Origin of the sequence: Salinicola acroporae (genome assembly GCF_003206615.1) — a bacterium.
In the GTDB taxonomy this organism is placed as follows: domain Bacteria; phylum Pseudomonadota; class Gammaproteobacteria; order Pseudomonadales; family Halomonadaceae; genus Salinicola; species Salinicola acroporae.
The window spans coordinates 131,748-147,576 of record NZ_PZJW01000001.1 but is presented as its reverse complement, the minus strand read 5'-3'; the positions used below and the strand labels follow the sequence as shown (position 1 = coordinate 147,576).

Sequence of the window (15,829 nt, the reverse complement as noted above, 5' to 3'; positions counted from 1 at the left end):
TCAGGGGGTCATGGCGATCGTATCTTCCGCATCCCTGCGCTGTGTCTTGGTCAACAAGAAGTAGAGCCCTCCCAGCAGCATCAGGCCAACGAAGAGCAGCGCGATCGTCGGGTTGAACCAGAGCATGGCGACGAGACAGACCAGTGCCATTAGCAGCGCGACAAGCGGCACGACCGGGTAGCCGGGCGCGCGATACCAGCGCTCGAGGTCCGGCTCGACGCGGCGCAACCGGAACAGGCTCAGCATGCTCATGACATACATGACGATGGCGCCGAACACCGCCATGGTGATCATCGCGGCAGTTAGGCTCATGCCCTGCAGGTCGAAGTGTCCGTCGCTGAGAATCGCGGCGATGCCGATGACACCGCCGGCGAGAATCGCTCGGTGGGGCGTCTGAAAACGGGAGAGCCTGGCCAGGCCACGCGGCAGGTAGCCAGCGCGGGCCAGGGCGAAGAATTGGCGCGAATAGCCCAGGATGATGCCGTGAAAGCTGGCGACTAGGCCGAACAGTCCGATCCAGACCAGCATGTGCATCCAGCGGGAGTCCTCGCCTACCACCATCCTCATCGCCCGCGGCAGCGGATCGTTGATATCGGAGAGCGTGCGCCAGTCGCCGACGCCACCAGCCATCATCATCACGCCGAAGGCAAGGATAACCAGAGTGATGATGCCGCTGATGTAGGCTCGGGGGATGGTGCGGCGGGGATCGCGAGTCTCTTCGGCAGCCATCGCCGCACCTTCGATAGCGAGGAAGAACCAGATGGCGAACGGGATGGCGGCGAAGATGCCGGACATCGCATGCCCGGTGAACTCGTGACTGCCCGCCCAGCCATTAGCGACGAAATTGGCCATGCTGAATCCCGGCGCGACCACGCCCATGAAGATGAGCAGCTCGATCACCGCCAGCGAGGTGACCAGCAGTTCGAACATCGCCGCCAGCTTCACGCCCAGGATATTGAGTGTCATGAAGATGGCGTAGGCGCCGATGGCCGCCAGCTGCGGATTCAGGGTCGGATACTGGACGTTGAGATAGGCGCCGATGGCGAGCGCGATGGCCGGCGGGGCGAACACGAACTCGATCAGCGTGGCCATTCCGGCGATCATGCCACCGAACTCACCGAAAGCGCGGCGGCTGAATGCGAATGGGCCGCCGGCGTGGGGAATGGCGGTGGTGAGCTCGGTGTAGCTGAAGATGAAACAGCTATACATTGTGGCGACCATGAGCGTTGTCACCAGGAAACCCAGGGTTCCGGCGACGCCCCACCCGTAGCTCCAGCCGAAGTACTCGCCTGAAATCACCAGCCCGACGGCGATCCCCCATAGTTGTATCGGGCCCAGTGTCGGCTTCAGCGTATTTATTGTTGTCGGCGATGACATGTCGTTCTCCGTCATGAGTGGCTGATAAAGCACTTTTGATGGGAGTGGCCTTTCACAGGCGCGAGAGTACCGTCTCCAGTCCTGTCACCAGCATCCGGCTGTGCTCTGCCTTGAACACCAGCGGCGGGCGAATCTTGAGGATGTTCGAGTGTGGGCCGATGGCGCCGATCAGTACCCCCTCGTCACGCAGACCGTTGACGATCTTGAGCGCCATCGCGGCGTCCGGCCGGCCTTCGGCATCGACGATCTCGACGCTCGCGTAAAGGCCCACGCCTCGCACGTTAGCAACAACGGGATAGCGCCTCGCGAGCGCGGCTATGCCGTCGACGATGGTCTTGCCGGCCTGACGGATCGACGGCAGTAGGTTCTCCTGTTCAATCACTTCCAGAACCGCCAGGCCAACAGCGGCGGAGACGGTATTGCCGCCAAAGGTGTTGAAGTAGCTTGATTCGCTGCCGAAGCGCTCTAGGATATGCGGCTTGACCACGGTCGCGGCCATCGGATGGCCGTTGCCCATCGGTTTGCCCAGTGTCACCAGATCTGGCACCAGTCCGTGGCGCTGGAAGCCCCACATGTGCTCCCCACTACGGCCGTAGCCGGGCTGTACCTCGTCGGCGATGTAGAGTCCACCAGCGTCGCGGATTGCCTCGACCGCCTCCTGCAAAAAGCCCGGCGGGTCGAAGAAGCCGCCGTCGCTGGTAAAGAAGGTATCGATGAGCAGCGCGGCCGGCTTGATGCCGTGACGCTGCATGTCGGCAATCGCCGCCCTGACATCGGCGGCGAAGCGCTTGCCGACCGCTTCCGGGTTGGCGGGGTCGTGGATCGGCGCAGGAATGGCGCGGGCGTCACGGTCGAGTTTGACATAGGGACCCATCGATGCAGAGAGGGCGGCGATCGACTTGGTCATGCCATGATAGCTGTAGTCGGTCACGATCATGCCGGTACCGCCGGTGTAGTCCTCGGCAATGCGCAGTGCTAGGTCGTTCGCCTCGCTGCCGGTGCAGGTGAACATCACCTGGCTGAGTGCCGGGGGCATGGTGCCGATCAGCTTCTCGGCGAAATCCAGCACGTTGTCATGCAGGTAGCGGGTATGGGTATTGAGCAGCCCTGCCTGGTGGGTCAGTGCCGCCAGCACGCGCGGATGGCAGTGTCCCACCGAGGGCACGTTGTTGTAGACGTCGAGATAGCGCCGACCGTCGGCGTCGAATACCCACACCCCTTCGCCGCGGACCAGATGCAGTGGGTCTTTGTAGAACAGTTGATAGGCCGGGCCGAGCAGCCGGCGGCGGCGCTTGATCATATCGCGCTTGTCGGCGCTCAGCGAGTCGCTGGCATTCGCGTCGAAGGCATTGGTCTTCAGCATGATGATCTCCCTGGCGAGAATGGAAGTGGTAGCGATCCAGGTAGCCGATGATGCGCGTCGGACGCTGCAAAAACTTGACCCAGGCACGGCGCCGTCTGTGTCCGAGAGTCAACATGGCCGTCCGAATCGCCGTGGTGTCACGCGAAGTCAAATGTTCGCACCGGGCGGTCAAGCCGAACGTGTGGCATTAATCGCATGCTGTCAGCGTATGCCCCGTTCAAGGAGTCAGCTCATGGCTGCCACTCAGGCCGATTCGCTGGATAACGCTTCGCTTTTTCGCCTCGCGGAAGCTGCCATTGCGCGCTATCCGAGTGCCTACCAGAGCACGCCGAGCCTGCTATGCCGCTCGGAAAACGCCACCTTCTCGTTGCACGATACCCACGGCAACCGCTATGCACTGCGCTTACATCGAGGCGGCTATCACCAGCACCAGGATATCGTCAGCGAACTTTCGTGGCTGGCGGCACTACGTGACATCGGGCTCCAGGTCCCCGAGCCCGTCACTGCCGCCGATGGTGAAACGGTGTTGACGCTGGCACTGGACGATGGCGAATCGCGTCACGCCGTTCTGTTCGGTTGGATCGAGGGCGAGATGCCGACCAACGCGGTCGATCCTCGCGCCTTTCGCCGGCTGGGAGAGATCACCGCGCAGCTCCACCGCCATAGTCGCGGCTGGCGACGCCCCTCTGGGTTCAAGCGAATCGTCTGGAATCACCAAACCATGGTGGGGGAACGGGGGCATTGGGGCCGCTGGCAGGATGCGCCCCATCTTGACCCCAAGGACTGGCCGATCATCGAACGGGCGCTGGGCCGAATCGCGGGGGAGCTGGAGCGCTACGGACAGTCGCCGGAGCGCTATGGCCTGATCCATGCGGACCTTCGACTGACCAACTTGCTGATCGAGGGTGACGACACCAAGGTCATCGACTTCGACGACTGCGGTCTCGGCTGGTACATGCACGATCTCGCCGCGGCTCTGAGTTTCGAAGAGCATCACCCAAGCGCTCTGGCCTGGGTAGATCACTGGCTCGAAGGATATCGGCAGATCGCCGATCTCGATCAGGCCGATCTCGATATCATTCCGGCGATGATCGCCCAGCGGCGTATCCAATTGCTGGCTTGGGTGGGGTCTCATGCGCAGACCCAGCAAGTGGCTGACCTGGGGCCGGATTGGGCCGACCACTCTGTGCGCCTGGTCCAGCGCTATCTCGATGGCCATCTGCCGGTGGGCGAAGGTTGAACCGAGCCGATGGCTGTTGCACCAGTTGCGTGCATGCAAAGGAGCCACAACGGCTTGGAGATCTGCTGCGAGGGCGCCAAGCCCTTTGAGGCCTCACGCTGGTATGAAACTTGCTGAGCCAAAGACAAGTGCCACTTCAGCAGGTAACCATCATGGATCTTTCTTTCCTGCCGGATCAGGGGGGCGCGGTGACTGGCGGCGGCAATCAAGGCGTGCTCTCGGCGGCCGCCACGGGGTTGTGTGATTTCATCGACCTCCATGGTGGCGATCCCGATCGGGTGCTCGGTCATAGTGGTGTCGATCCCGAGCGTCTATCGCAGCCGACGCTCAGCCTCCATCTCTCCAGTTATTGCCAGGTGATGGAGAACGCGGCCCGCGATTCGCAGTGCGATAACTTCGGGCTCTACTACGGGCAGCAGTTCAAGCCGCAGGCGCTTGGCTTGATCGGCTATATCGGATTGTGCTCGCCCACGCTGGGGGCGGCGTTACGCAACTGGGTGACAGCTTTTCCCTATCATCAGCACGATACATTGATCCAGCTGGTGGAAACCGACGACTGCTGGCGACTCGACTACCAGGTGCGTCACGGTCGGATTCTATGCCGTCGTCAGGATGCAGAGCTGACGATGGGCATGGTCCTGAATCTCATACGGCATGGCGCCGGGGCAGCCTGGGCACCCAGAGCGGTTACGTTCGAACATCCTCGCCCCGAACAGTGGCACGACCACTGCAAATCCTTCGACACGCAGGTCTACTTCGACCATCCCGTCAATTCGATGCTGATTCCCAAGCGCGACCTCGATCGGCCCATGCCGGACAGCGATCCGCTACTACTTACCGTGATCCAGGACGTCATTCGCCGTCTCGACGGACAGCGAACGGCGCAAGGGCTGGCTGACCGCGTACGCGATCAGGTGCGTCAGGTATTGTCCCAAGGAGAACCGACCCTGGAGACGGCTGCCTATCGGCTGGATCTCTCTGGTTGGTCGCTACAACGACGCCTCCAGCGCGAGGGGGTGAGCTTCACCCAGCTCGTGGACGGCGTTCGGCGGGAGCTGGCCGCTCACTATCTACGCCAGCCCCATCTGAGTATTTCCGAGATGGCGCTGCTGCTGGGATTCTCGGAGGTTAGTGCGTTCTCTCGTGCCTTCCGGCGCTGGCATGGTGTCAGTCCGCGACAGTGGCGTCAGCGAACCGATTGAGGCGTCATGCCGGTGCCGGCCAGCCGCCCTGGCGAATCACCGGGCAGCCGGCCACGTCACGATTGTAGAGGTAGAGCCAGGCCGGGCCGAATGCAGTGGCATGGACGGCGCGGTCGTAGTCACCGGATTGCGGTCGTCTTACCCGGTAGTCCTCCAGGCGATCGAGGCGCTTCAGGCCGACTGCGTCAACGCGAAACACTTCGATCTCCACCCCTCGGGAAGGCTCGGCCTTGGCTCCCGGATAGGGGCCGATATCGTAGAGTGTCGCCGTGGTGATGACGTCCTCGCCGACGAATTCGGCACCGTCGAGCCAGTGATGGTTGCGCAGCCCACGTTTCAACGTGCCGTAGACAGCCACCAGCGCGGTGCGGCGGACGGCGAGGGCAGGTGTATGCATGAATCCGGTCTCCTGGTCCGGTACGAGCGAGTGACGACAGCGCTCAGCGTGCCATCCGCTCGCCCAGCCGTTGCATGAAGCGATCGCCGGCCTCGAGCTGGTCGATCTCGATATATTCGTCGGGCTGGTGAGCCTGTTCGATGCTTCCCGGGCCGCACACGATGGTCGGCAGGCCGACGCGCTGGAACTGCCCTCCCTCGGTGGCGTAGGCGACGCCGCCGGTGTCGACGCTCGGATCGTCTAGACACTCGCGGCAGAGGGCGAGGGCAGGGGCGTTGTCGCGATCGGCGAGCGCCGGCACGGTATCGACCAATTGCTCGGTGACGATGCTGAGCTCCGGTGCGCGCTCTCGCAGCTCGGCTTCCAGCGCCTTGGCGTAGCGTTCGAAACGGGCGAAGAGCGCCTCGAAGCCATCGCTGGGCAAGTGGCGGATCTCCCAGTCGAACTGGCAGTGCCGCGCCATGATGTTGATCGCGGTGCCGCCCTCGATCAGCCCGACATGCAGGCTCGAGTGCTGGACGTTGAAGACGTGTTCCAGCGCCCCTTCGTCGACCAGCTCCTGCATGATCGCCTCGATCTTCGTCACCAGCCTGGCGGCCACATGGATCGCCGACATCCCTTGATTGATCTGGCTGGAGTGCGACTCCCTGCCGGTCACCGTGGTGCGCAGGGTGGTGATTCCCTTCTGCGCCACGATCGGTTGCATCGAGGTGGGCTCGCCGATGATCACCGCGCCGGGCAACGGTTCATCTGCCATCAGCCGTTCGATCATCGCCGGTGCGCCGAGGCAGCCGATCTCCTCATCGTAGGAGAAGGCCAGATAGATCGGTCGCGCAAGATCGAGGGCCTGCCAGGCGGGCACCTGCGCCAGGGCGCAGGCGAGAAATCCCTTCATGTCGCAGCTGCCGCGCCCATAGAGCCGGCCGTCCTGCCTCTCCGTCAGGATGAACGGGTCGCTGTTCCACGGTTGACCGTCGACCGGCACCACATCGGTATGACCGGAAAGCACCACCCCGCCTTCCACCGCTGGACCGATGCGTGCCAGCAGGTTGGACTTGCTGCCATCGACGTTGGTGATGCGCTGGGCCGGCACGCGGTGAGCGGCGAGATAGCGCTCGACGAAATCGATCAGCTCGAGATTCGAATGACGGGAGACGGTGTCGAAGCCGATCAGGGAGGCCAGCAGGTCGCGGGAGGTCGTCATCGCATGCTCCGTTCATCGGTGTGGGCCACGGTTCGGTGGGTGGGTCCACAGGATAGCGGCTATCCTTCCTCGGCAACAAACTCCCCAAGCCGTGGGGCGACCGCTGCCGCGGCACTCAACCTGGGGGCCGTACGTTCGAACGTTTCGCTGCTCGCGGCGTAAAAAATGCAATGTCCCGGCCGTAGCATCGCGCACCGGCGCGGGCTAGCCTGAATAGCGTTTCGTCGCGAAACCCCTGTTCCTCAAGGAGTGTTCTCATGAGCAAAGTGCTGGTGTTGTATTACTCGAGCTATGGCCATATCGAGACCATGGCCAAGGCGGTGGCGGACGGTGCCGAAAGCGTCGGTGGCACCCAGGTGGACGTACGCCGGGTGCCCGAGCTGGTCCCCGAAGAAGTAGCCGAGCAGTCGGGTTACAAGACCGACCAGCACGCCCCGCTGATCGAGAGCCCCGACACGCTGGCCGACTACGACGCGATCATCGTCGGCACGCCGACCCGGTTCGGCAACATGGCCTCACAGATGCGCAACTTCTGGGATATGACCGGGGGGCTCTGGGCGCAGGGCAAGCTGATCGGCAAGATCGGTAGCGCCTTCGTCTCCACCGCGACCCAGCACGGCGGCCAGGAGACCACGCTGACCTCGATCCATACCACGCTGATGCATCACGGCATGGTGATCGCCGGCGTGCCCTACAGCTGCGCCGAGCTCTCCAACATGGACGAGATCACCGGCGGCACGCCCTATGGCGCGACCACGCTGGCCAACCCCGACGGCAGCCGCACACCCAGCGAGAACGAGCTGGCGATCGCTCGCTTCCAGGGCAAGCACGTCGCCGAACTGGTGGCCAAGCTGGGCGGCTGAGGCCGGTTGGCGACGGCCTTGCCCCCGGCCGACCAACGAAAGCCGCTGATCTCATCGAGGTCAGCGGCTTTTTCCTGGGCGATAGTCGAACTCGTGGAAGTCCGCCGCGAGGCCGGCCCCGGAGAGATCCTGGGCGCAGAGGCCGACGAAGGTGCCGGTGAAACGGATGTAGTCCGGATCGTCGTCGCAGAGATGGGAGATGTCGAGTGGTTCGCCGATCGGCTGCCAGTCGATGGCGTCGGCGTGTCGACCCGGATTGCCCTGCGCATCGCCCGGCGCATGAAAGAAACGCAGACTTTCACGCTCCAGGCGCGCCATCAGGCGTACGTCACCCGCCATCAGAGGGACATCGGCGGTCAGCGGTTCGTCATAGACGCCGTGGCGCGAGACGACGATGCCGAGGCAACGGCCCAGCGTCTCCTCCCGGGTCACCCTCAGATAGACGTAATCCTGGGTGTCGTAGTAGAGGATCAGCCCCGCCATCTGCTGGAAATGCTCGGGCTGGAAGGACAGGCGTGTCTCGACTTCCACCTCGAGATGGGTCAGGCGCCTGGCCAGCAGGCTCTGCCGGTGGGTCGACTGCATCGACTCGCCGCCCTTGAGTCGCAGACAGCCCGGGCGCTCGCTCAGCGACAGCCAGGTGTCGTCGAACGGCCTGCGCAGACTCTGCCAGTAGCGGTGGAGGCCAGGGCCCTCGAAAGTATCGTGATCCGGCTCAGCGAGGGGAGCCTGCCAGTGAAGGTCCGGGCCGGCCACCCGGTGGCTGGGATAGGGGCCGCCATCGATGCGAAGCCAGTCGTCCTCCGTCCAGACGCAGCGCTGCAGGGCGGTTTCGCGCCCCAGTATGCAGCGCCCGGCGACGACCGGACGGGCGCAGAGGTGGGCGCAGTACCACTCGCCTTCGGCGGTTTCCACCAGACTGCCATGGCCGGCCTTCTGGAGCTGATCGGTCGCCTCCGGATTCGAGGTGAGCACCGGGTTGGTCGGGTCGACCTCGTAGGGACCGGTTAACTCACGCGAGCGGGCCACCGTCATGGCATGGCCGTAACCGGTCCCGCCCTCGGCGGTGACCAGGTAGTAGTAGCCGTTTCGCCGATAGAGGTGCGGGGCTTCGGTGACGCCCAAAGACGTCCCCCGAAAGATATTGTGCACGGGGCCGGTGAGTCGCTGGCGTTCGGTGTCGTAGCGCTGCAGAGCGATACCGGCGAAAGCGTTCCGGCCCTTGCGGAAATCCCAGATCATGTTGAGCAACCAGCTACTGCCGTCATCGTCGTGGAACAGCGAGGGATCGAAGCCGCTACTGTTGAGGGAGACCGGTTCCGACCAGGGCCCCTCGATTCGCTCGGTGCTGACCAGGTAGTTGTGGGTGTCCTTGAACGCGCCCCGGCGACTCTTGACGTCGGTGTAGATCAGATGGAAGCGGCCATGCGCGTAGCTCAGGCAAGGGGCCCACACGCCGCCGGAATCGATATCACCGATCATGTCCAACTGCGAGCGCCGGTCGAGGGGCGATGGCAACTGGCGCCACTGGGTCAGATCCCGAGAGTGATAGAGCGCGACGCCGGGAAACCATTCGAAGGTCGAGGTGGCGATGTAGTAGTCGTCGCCGACCCGGAGTATCGACGGGTCCGGATGAAAGCCGGGCAGGATGGGATTGGCGATGAGGGACATGCGATCTCCTGTCGCGACGGGTTTCAGCGTTTGGCGGCGAGATCGGCGACGATGGCCGGATAGCGCTTGTCGAGGTCGTAGAACAGCATCAGCACGATCATCAGCGCGCAAAGGCCCATCGGCAGATAGACGAACAGCGCCTGGATCGCGAACAGTGCGGCGTCGCTCTGTTCGCCGCCACCGCCGACATAGCCGCCGAACGCCAGTATCCATCCCAGCAGTGCCGTCCCCAGCCCGCTGCCGATCTTGATGCCCATGCTGCCACCGCTGTAGACCATGCCCTCGTTGCGGATCCCGGTCTTCCACTCCCCGTACTCGATGGTGTCGCCCAGCAGCGCGAACATGCTGCCGTTGATCGGTGCCTTGCCGAGCCCGCGGATGATGGTGCCGGCGACGATCAGGTAGACATTGCCGAGGTCGATCAGCATGACGCCGTAGCCGACCAGGGTGATGAGCTCGCCGACGATGATCGCGTTGCGCTTGCCGTAGCGCTTGGTGATCGGCGCCACGAACGCCATGCCTGCCAGGATGAAGACGATGTAGGCGGTAGTGATGACGCCCACCAGCCAGGTGTCGTTGAGCAGGTACTGGGCGTAGTAGACGACCGCCCCGGAATTGAGCGCGTTGAAGATATAGGTGATCAGGATGAACAGCGTGGCCAGTGCCCAGTAGCGATTCTTGCCGAGGGTGAGCAGGCTCTGCTTCAGGGGGACCGGCGCCTGGCGCCGTTTCTCGTCGGCAGGCTGGACCCGCTCGCGGGTGCTCTTGAAGGTGAACAGGAACAGCCCCGTGCCGATGGCGCCGAAGATCGCGAAGGTGACGATCCATCCCGCCTGGCCGCCGCCGAACAGCGTGGCGACCGGCAGCGTCAGGTTGCTGACGAGGAGCACGCCGACCAGCGCCAGACTCATGCGAAAGACGTTGAGCAGCGAGCGCTGATACTGGTCCTGGGTGATCAGCGAGTTGAGCGTGCCGTAGGGTACGTTGAGACCGGTATAGACCAGGCATACCAGGTTGTAGGTCACCGCGATGTAGACCGTCTGCCAGAAGGGCGAGACATCGGGCACCGCGAACAGCAGCACCGCCGAGATCGCGAACGGCACCGCCAGCCACAGCAGCCAGGGCCTGGCCTTGCCGTGTCGCGAGGTGGTCTTGTCGATCACGTAGCCCATGGCGATGTCCGAGACGCCGTCGAACACCCGCGAAAACAGCATGATCGAGCCGATGATACCGGCGGCGACGCCGATCACGTCGGTGTAGTAGTAGACGATGAAGATGCTCATCGCCTGCCAGATGAAATTGCTGGCCAAGTCCCCGCAGCCGTAGCCGATCCGCTCCATCAGCGGCACGGTGGCGGCAGGGTCGTGAGCTGACCGTGGGGTTGTCTCCGTGTTGCTTGTCTCTGGGGCGCTTGTCGCCAGCGTGCTTGTCTCGCTCGTCATTGTCACCTCGCTACCTGCGATGGTCGTCGCGGCTCTCGACCGGGCCGCGACGACCCTCCTCTTTGCGTGAATTGTCGCCTTACTCGTAGGCCATCTCCTCGAGTTCCTTGCCGTTGGTTTCGCGGACGAAGCGGGCGACGAAGAGGGCCGAGATCAACGCGCAGAGGGCGTAGAAGCCGTAGGCACCGGTCAGGCCGATCGACGCCAGCATGATCGGGAAGGTCATGGTGATGGCAAAGTTGGCGACCCACTGGAACAGACCGGCGATGGCCAGGCCCGAGCCGCGTACCTGATTGGGGAACATCTCGCCGAGCATGACCCACATCACCGGGCCCCAGGAGACGTTGAAGAAGAAGACGTAGACGTTGGCAGCGATCAGCGCGAGAACGCCGTTGCCCGGGGAGAGCGCCAAGCTGCCATTGACCATGTCGGCGGTGGAGAAGGCGTAGACCAGCAGCGCCAGGGTGACCGTCATTCCCACGGAGCCGCCCCACAGCAGCGGCTTGCGCCCGATCCGGTCGATCAGGCCGATGGTAACCAGGCAGGCGGCGATGCTGACGGCACCACTGATCACGTTGATCATCAGCGCATCGCTCTCGGAAAAACCGACCGCCTGCCACAGCACGGCGCCGTAGTAGAACACCACGTTGATCCCCACCAGCTGCTGGAACACCGCCAGGCCGATGCCGATCCAGACCAGTTTCAGCACCTTGCCGGTCTGCGGGTTGATCAGATCGGAGAGCCGTGGCTGGTGACGACTGGAGAGCGAGGCGCGGATATCGGCCAGACGCTTGTGGGTACCCGCTTCGTCGTAGACCAGGCGGAGGACCCGCTCGGCCTTGTCGTGGCGTCCGGCGCTGACCAGAAATCGGGGGCTTTCCGGAATGAACATCAGTGCGATCAGGAAGATGCCCGCCGGGATCAGCTCCATCCAGAACATGCAGCGCCACGCCTCGAAGCCGAACCACAGCGGCGCGGTGGAGCTGCCGGCGACATTGGCCAGGATGTAGTTGTTGAGAAAGGAGAAGAACAGCCCGCCGATGATCGCCACCTGTTGGATGGTCGCCAGTCGACCGCGCAGGTGGGACGGGGCGATCTCGCTGATGTAGGCCGGCGACATCACGCTGGCCGCGCCCACCGCCAGGCCGCCCAGGACACGATAGATCACGAACTCCAGCGATCCCCCGGCGATGCCGGACCCCCAGGCGCTGATGATGAAGAAGACGGCGGATACCAGCAGCAGCGTGCGGCGGCCGAACCGGTCCGCCAGGCGCCCGGCGAAGAAAGCGCCGACGGCGCAGCCGAGCAGCATCGAGGCGACATTGAAACCGGTGCCGACGCTCTGCGACTGGAAGGCTTGCTGGAGACCATCGACGGTACCGTTGATGACGCCGCTGTCGAATCCGAACAAAAAGCCGCCGATGGCGGCGACGCAACAGGTGAGCAGAACCACGACAGGGCGTTGTGAAGCAACTTGAGTTGGCATTGTGAAGCTCCGTTGGTGTGTCGAGGACGGTGCTGGAAGGCTCGCGATCAGAGCCAGCCGGCGTCGACCCAGTAGTTGTGCGCGGTGCAGGCCGCTGCGTCATCCGAGGAGAGGAACAGCACCATGGCGGCCACGTGATGGGGATGGATCCGCACCTTGAGCTTCTGCTCGGCGACGATCTGGGCTTCATCCTCGGGGGTGTACCAGCGAGACTGGCGCGGTGTCTTGACGTTGCCGGGGATCACGCAGTTGACGCGGATTCCGTCGCTGCCCAGCTCGCTCGCCAGGGCCCGGGTCATTCCCTCGATGCCGGCCTTGGCGGTTTCGTAGAGCAGCATGCCGGGCTGGCCCAGGTGCCAACTGATCGAGCCCAGATTGACGATCACGCCCTGCCCACGGCGGCGCATGGCAGGAGCGACCTCGCGGGCGGCCAGCGCCAGGTGGCGCAGATTGACGTTCATGCGGTCATTCCAGTACTCGGGCGTGACGTCCTCGAGCCGGTGGCGGTCGTCGTTGGCGGCGTTGTTGACCAGCACATCGACCTCGCCGATGCCGGCCAGCGTCGCGATCAACGCCTCGGCATCGGTGAGGTCGCAGCGATGAAAATGGACCCGCTCGCCCAGCTCCTCCGCCAGCGCCTCGGCGTCATCGAGGATATCGATGAAATGAACCTGGGCTTGCTGTGCGGCGAAGGCGCGTACGAGGCCCGCCCCGATGCCGGAACCGCCGCCGGTGACGACGACGCGCTTGCTGGCGAGACTGGGGTAGATGGCTGACTGCATGACGTCTCTCGATGGTTAGTAAATACTATTAACTAAGTGTTGCGGCAGCATGCGCGCTCGGCGGACCCGCTGCCATTGGTCATTGGTGTTAAGACTTAGGTCGTGACGAGAGGGGCACCTTCGGTGGGAGTCGACCGGCTTTGGTATAGTCGCGGCATCCACCGCCACCCGACGTTGCCATCAGCCAATGCACAATGCGTTCACGCCGCACACCTCCGGCGATCTCAACTACCTCAAGAGCCTCAACCGCAGCACGATCCTGAGTACCGTGCGCCGCAGCCCCGGCTTGTCGCGGGCGGATATCGCGCTGCGAACCGGTCTCACCAAGGCCACGGTGGGCAGTGTGGTGCAGGCGCTGGCCGAGCGGGGGTGGCTGCGCGAAGGGGAGCTCCACTCGCGTGGTGGGGGGCGGCCGGGGCGGGCGCTCTACCTGGATGGCGAGCGCCACTACATGCTGGGGGCCGAGGTCGGGGTCAAGGGGCTGCGGCTGGTCGCATGCAATCTGCTTGGGGTCGTCCTGGCGAGCATTCATCAGGAGGAGCCGCCCACCGATCCTGCCACGACCGCGAAGCGGCTGGCGGCGCTGCTGGTGCAACTGCGCCAGGCGCCCGACATCGTGGAACGTCGCTGCCTCGGGTTAGGGGTCGCGGTGCCGGGCCCCGTCTCGCCCAAGGCGCCGATTCTCAGTCTGGCGCCCAATCTGGGCTGGGTGGACATCGACTTCCTGGCGCTGCTGCGCGAGCAGCCGGATCTGCCGGACGGGGTATGGCTGCTGGACAACGAGGCCAACGCCGCCGCCTTCGGCGAGTTCTATTTCTTCGAGGGCGTTCCCCCTGAGTCGATCGCCTATATCAGCGCCGGTAGCGGTATCGGCTGTGGCGTGGTCAGCGGCGAGCACTTTCCGCTGGTGCCACGGGGCCATCAGGGGCTGGTCGGGGAGATCGGGCATACCGTGATACAGCCGGGAGGCGCGCTTTGCCACTGCGGCAATCACGGTTGTGCGGAGACGCTGGTCAGTGGGTGGGCGCTACGCGAGGCGCTGCACGTCGACATCGACGCCAGTCTCAGCAACGCGGTTCAGACCCGGGCCGGGGATGGCGAGGTCCAGGCCGTGATGAAACGAGCCGGCGAAGCGCTCGGCCTGCTGATGCTCAACCTGCATCACACGCTCAATCCGTCGATGCTGATTCTGGGCGGGTCGCTGATGAAACTGGGCGAGAGCCTGACCGGGCCGGCGCTGGCCTACTTCGGTACTCACCAGAACGATCTGCTCCGGCAGTCCCAGACGGTGCCCGTCAAGGTGATCGGCGACAGCACCTACGTGGCTGCCAGAGGCGCCGCCGCCCAGGTCATGGCCCGGGCGGCGATCGAGGTCTGAGCCGGATCAGAGCAGCCCGAGCAGGTAGGCGAAGGCCAGCATCACCAGGCTGAAGAGCCACAGCAGGAAGAAGGAGTAGCGGATATGGCGGCCCATCTCCGCGCCGGCAAGGCCGAGCGCCAGCCACATGGCGGGAGAGAACGGGCTGATCATCTTGCCGACGTTGTTGCCGATCGTCATGGCGTAGACCACGCTGTCGGCGGCGACGCCCTGGGTCGACGCGACCTGCTCGACCACCGGCAGCAGCGCGAAATAGTAGGCGTCGGTGCTGGTCAGCATGTCCAGCGGCACGCCGAAGACACCGATCACCAGATGCAGATAGGGCACCATGGAGTGGGGCAGTACCTGGGCCAGGTCGGTGGCGATCGACTCGAGCATGCCGGTACCGGAAAGGATCCCCAGGAAGGCGCCGGCAGCACTGATGATCGACGCCATCAGCAGGGCGCCGGGCGCGTGCGCCTTGATGCGCTCCATCTGCTGTCTGGGCTTGGGGTAGTTGGCCAGCAGTACGACGCCGAGGGCCAGCATGAACATGTAGGCGGGTGGCATGATGCCGGAGGCCAGCACGCCGATGGTGACCACGGCGATGGCCAGGTTGAGCCAGAACCTTGGCGGTAGTGCCTTGCCGTTCTCGGCATCGGCCACGACGTTGTCCGGCGAGGCCTGGGCGTCCTGGGTGGGTAACCGCTTGATCCGGCCCTGTTCTCGCAGGCCGAGGAGCGCGGCGAAGATCATCAGGATGACGAAGCCAGCGATCTGCACCGGCAGCATGGCACGCCACAGCTCGGTGGGGCTGATACCGGTCACGGCGGCGGCGCGGCCGATCGGACCCGCCCACGGGACGAGGTTCATGATGCCGATGCTCGCCGAGACGATCAGCAGCAGCAGGTAAGGGCTCATGCGCAAGCGCTGATAGAGCGGCAGCAGCGCGGGGATGGAGATCAGGAAGGTGGACGCGCCGGAACCATCGAGATGGGCAATGGTGCCGATCACGCCGGTGCCCATGGCGACGGCGATCACATTGCCGCGAGTGAGTGCCACCACGCGGTTGATCAAGGGGTCGAACAGGCCGACATCCTGGAGCACGCCGAAGAAGAGGATGGCGAAGATGAACATCACCGCCACGTTGGCGACATCCTGCAGTCCCGACTCGAAGAACCCGGCAATGTCCGTCGGCCCGAAGCCGGCGATCAGCGCGCCGATCAGCGGCACCATCGACAGCGCAATGATCGGCGTGACCCGCTCGGTCAACAGTAGCGCCACAATGGCGATGATGATGCCAAGGCCAATGATCGTGAGCAAGAATCACCTCCGCAAGATGGCATGCCTGACCGGAAATGGTTCGGCATGAAATAACGATGCGGCGGGATGGTAGGCAGAGCCTTTTCTTCCAGGCAACTCTTACAAAAATGTAAAAATTACTG

Annotated in this window: 13 protein-coding genes; 4 read left to right on the top strand and 9 right to left on the bottom strand. The window is 64.0% G+C overall.

Features of this window, described 5'->3' with window-relative positions; translation table 11 throughout:
• Window positions 1-1,377: an ethanolamine permease gene (gene eat, locus DOM54_RS00635; protein WP_110714500.1), complete on the bottom strand. Its 1,377-nt coding sequence runs from the start codon at window positions 1,375-1,377 to the stop codon at window positions 1-3.
• Window positions 1,378-1,429: 52 nt separating this feature from the next.
• Window positions 1,430-2,740, bottom strand: coding sequence for an aspartate aminotransferase family protein (locus DOM54_RS00630; RefSeq protein WP_110714499.1), 1,311 nt, complete (start codon window positions 2,738-2,740; stop codon window positions 1,430-1,432).
• Between the two features lie 232 nt (window positions 2,741-2,972).
• On the opposite strand from DOM54_RS00630, the gene DOM54_RS00625 reads away from it, so the two are divergent.
• The gene (locus tag DOM54_RS00625) at window positions 2,973-3,980 is read left to right on the top strand and encodes a phosphotransferase enzyme family protein (protein ID WP_110714498.1); all 1,008 of its coding nucleotides are present in this window, start codon (window positions 2,973-2,975) and stop codon (window positions 3,978-3,980) included.
• A gap of 152 nt (window positions 3,981-4,132) precedes the next feature.
• Window positions 4,133-5,182 (top strand): AraC-like transcriptional regulator QhpR, encoded by a 1,050-nt coding sequence (qhpR, locus tag DOM54_RS00620; protein ID WP_110714497.1) that lies wholly within the window; start codon window positions 4,133-4,135, stop codon window positions 5,180-5,182.
• A gap of 4 nt (window positions 5,183-5,186) precedes the next feature.
• Here the strand turns inward: qhpR and DOM54_RS00615 are convergent, their stop codons facing one another.
• Both DOM54_RS00615 and argE read right to left on the bottom strand, forming a co-directional pair.
• Complete coding sequence (locus DOM54_RS00615; RefSeq protein WP_110714496.1) at window positions 5,187-5,579, bottom strand: gamma-glutamylcyclotransferase family protein; 393 nt, start codon at window positions 5,577-5,579, stop codon at window positions 5,187-5,189.
• A gap of 43 nt (window positions 5,580-5,622) precedes the next feature.
• Complete coding sequence (gene argE / locus DOM54_RS00610; RefSeq protein ID WP_110714495.1) at window positions 5,623-6,783, bottom strand: acetylornithine deacetylase; 1,161 nt, start codon at window positions 6,781-6,783, stop codon at window positions 5,623-5,625.
• Between the two features lie 257 nt (window positions 6,784-7,040).
• Between argE and wrbA the strand changes: the two genes are divergently transcribed.
• Entirely contained in the window at window positions 7,041-7,646 is a 606-nt protein-coding gene (gene wrbA, locus DOM54_RS00605) for an NAD(P)H:quinone oxidoreductase (RefSeq protein ID WP_110714494.1), read from the top strand.
• Window positions 7,647-7,706: 60 nt separating this feature from the next.
• Here wrbA and DOM54_RS00600 read toward each other — a convergent pair whose 3' ends face one another.
• The 4 genes from DOM54_RS00600 to xylB all read right to left on the bottom strand — a co-directional run bounded on the left by DOM54_RS00600 (window position 7,707) and on the right by xylB (window position 13,027).
• The gene (locus DOM54_RS00600; RefSeq protein WP_110714493.1) at window positions 7,707-9,317 is read right to left on the bottom strand and encodes a glycoside hydrolase family 43 protein; all 1,611 of its coding nucleotides are present in this window, start codon (window positions 9,315-9,317) and stop codon (window positions 7,707-7,709) included.
• 23 nt (window positions 9,318-9,340) lie between these two features.
• Window positions 9,341-10,759 carry an MFS transporter gene (locus DOM54_RS00595; protein ID WP_110714492.1) on the bottom strand — a complete coding sequence of 473 codons (1,419 nt, stop codon included), beginning with the start codon at window positions 10,757-10,759 and terminating at the stop codon, window positions 9,341-9,343.
• 79 nt (window positions 10,760-10,838) lie between these two features.
• Window positions 10,839-12,293: a sugar porter family MFS transporter gene (locus tag DOM54_RS00590; RefSeq protein ID WP_276309654.1), complete on the bottom strand. Its 1,455-nt coding sequence runs from the start codon at window positions 12,291-12,293 to the stop codon at window positions 10,839-10,841.
• Window positions 12,293-13,027, bottom strand: coding sequence for a D-xylose 1-dehydrogenase (gene xylB, locus DOM54_RS00585; RefSeq protein ID WP_110714490.1), 735 nt, complete (start codon window positions 13,025-13,027; stop codon window positions 12,293-12,295). Before xylB ends, DOM54_RS00590 begins: the two co-directional genes overlap by 1 nt.
• Window positions 13,028-13,214: 187 nt before the next feature.
• Here xylB and DOM54_RS00580 point away from each other — a divergent pair, with 187 nt between their 5' ends.
• Window positions 13,215-14,405: an ROK family transcriptional regulator gene (locus DOM54_RS00580; protein ID WP_110714489.1), complete on the top strand. Its 1,191-nt coding sequence runs from the start codon at window positions 13,215-13,217 to the stop codon at window positions 14,403-14,405.
• Window positions 14,406-14,411: 6 nt separating this feature from the next.
• On the opposite strand, the gene DOM54_RS00575 is transcribed toward DOM54_RS00580, so the two are convergent.
• Window positions 14,412-15,707: a CitMHS family transporter gene (locus DOM54_RS00575; protein ID WP_110714488.1), complete on the bottom strand. Its 1,296-nt coding sequence runs from the start codon at window positions 15,705-15,707 to the stop codon at window positions 14,412-14,414.
• Between the last annotated feature and the right edge of the window lie 122 nt (window positions 15,708-15,829).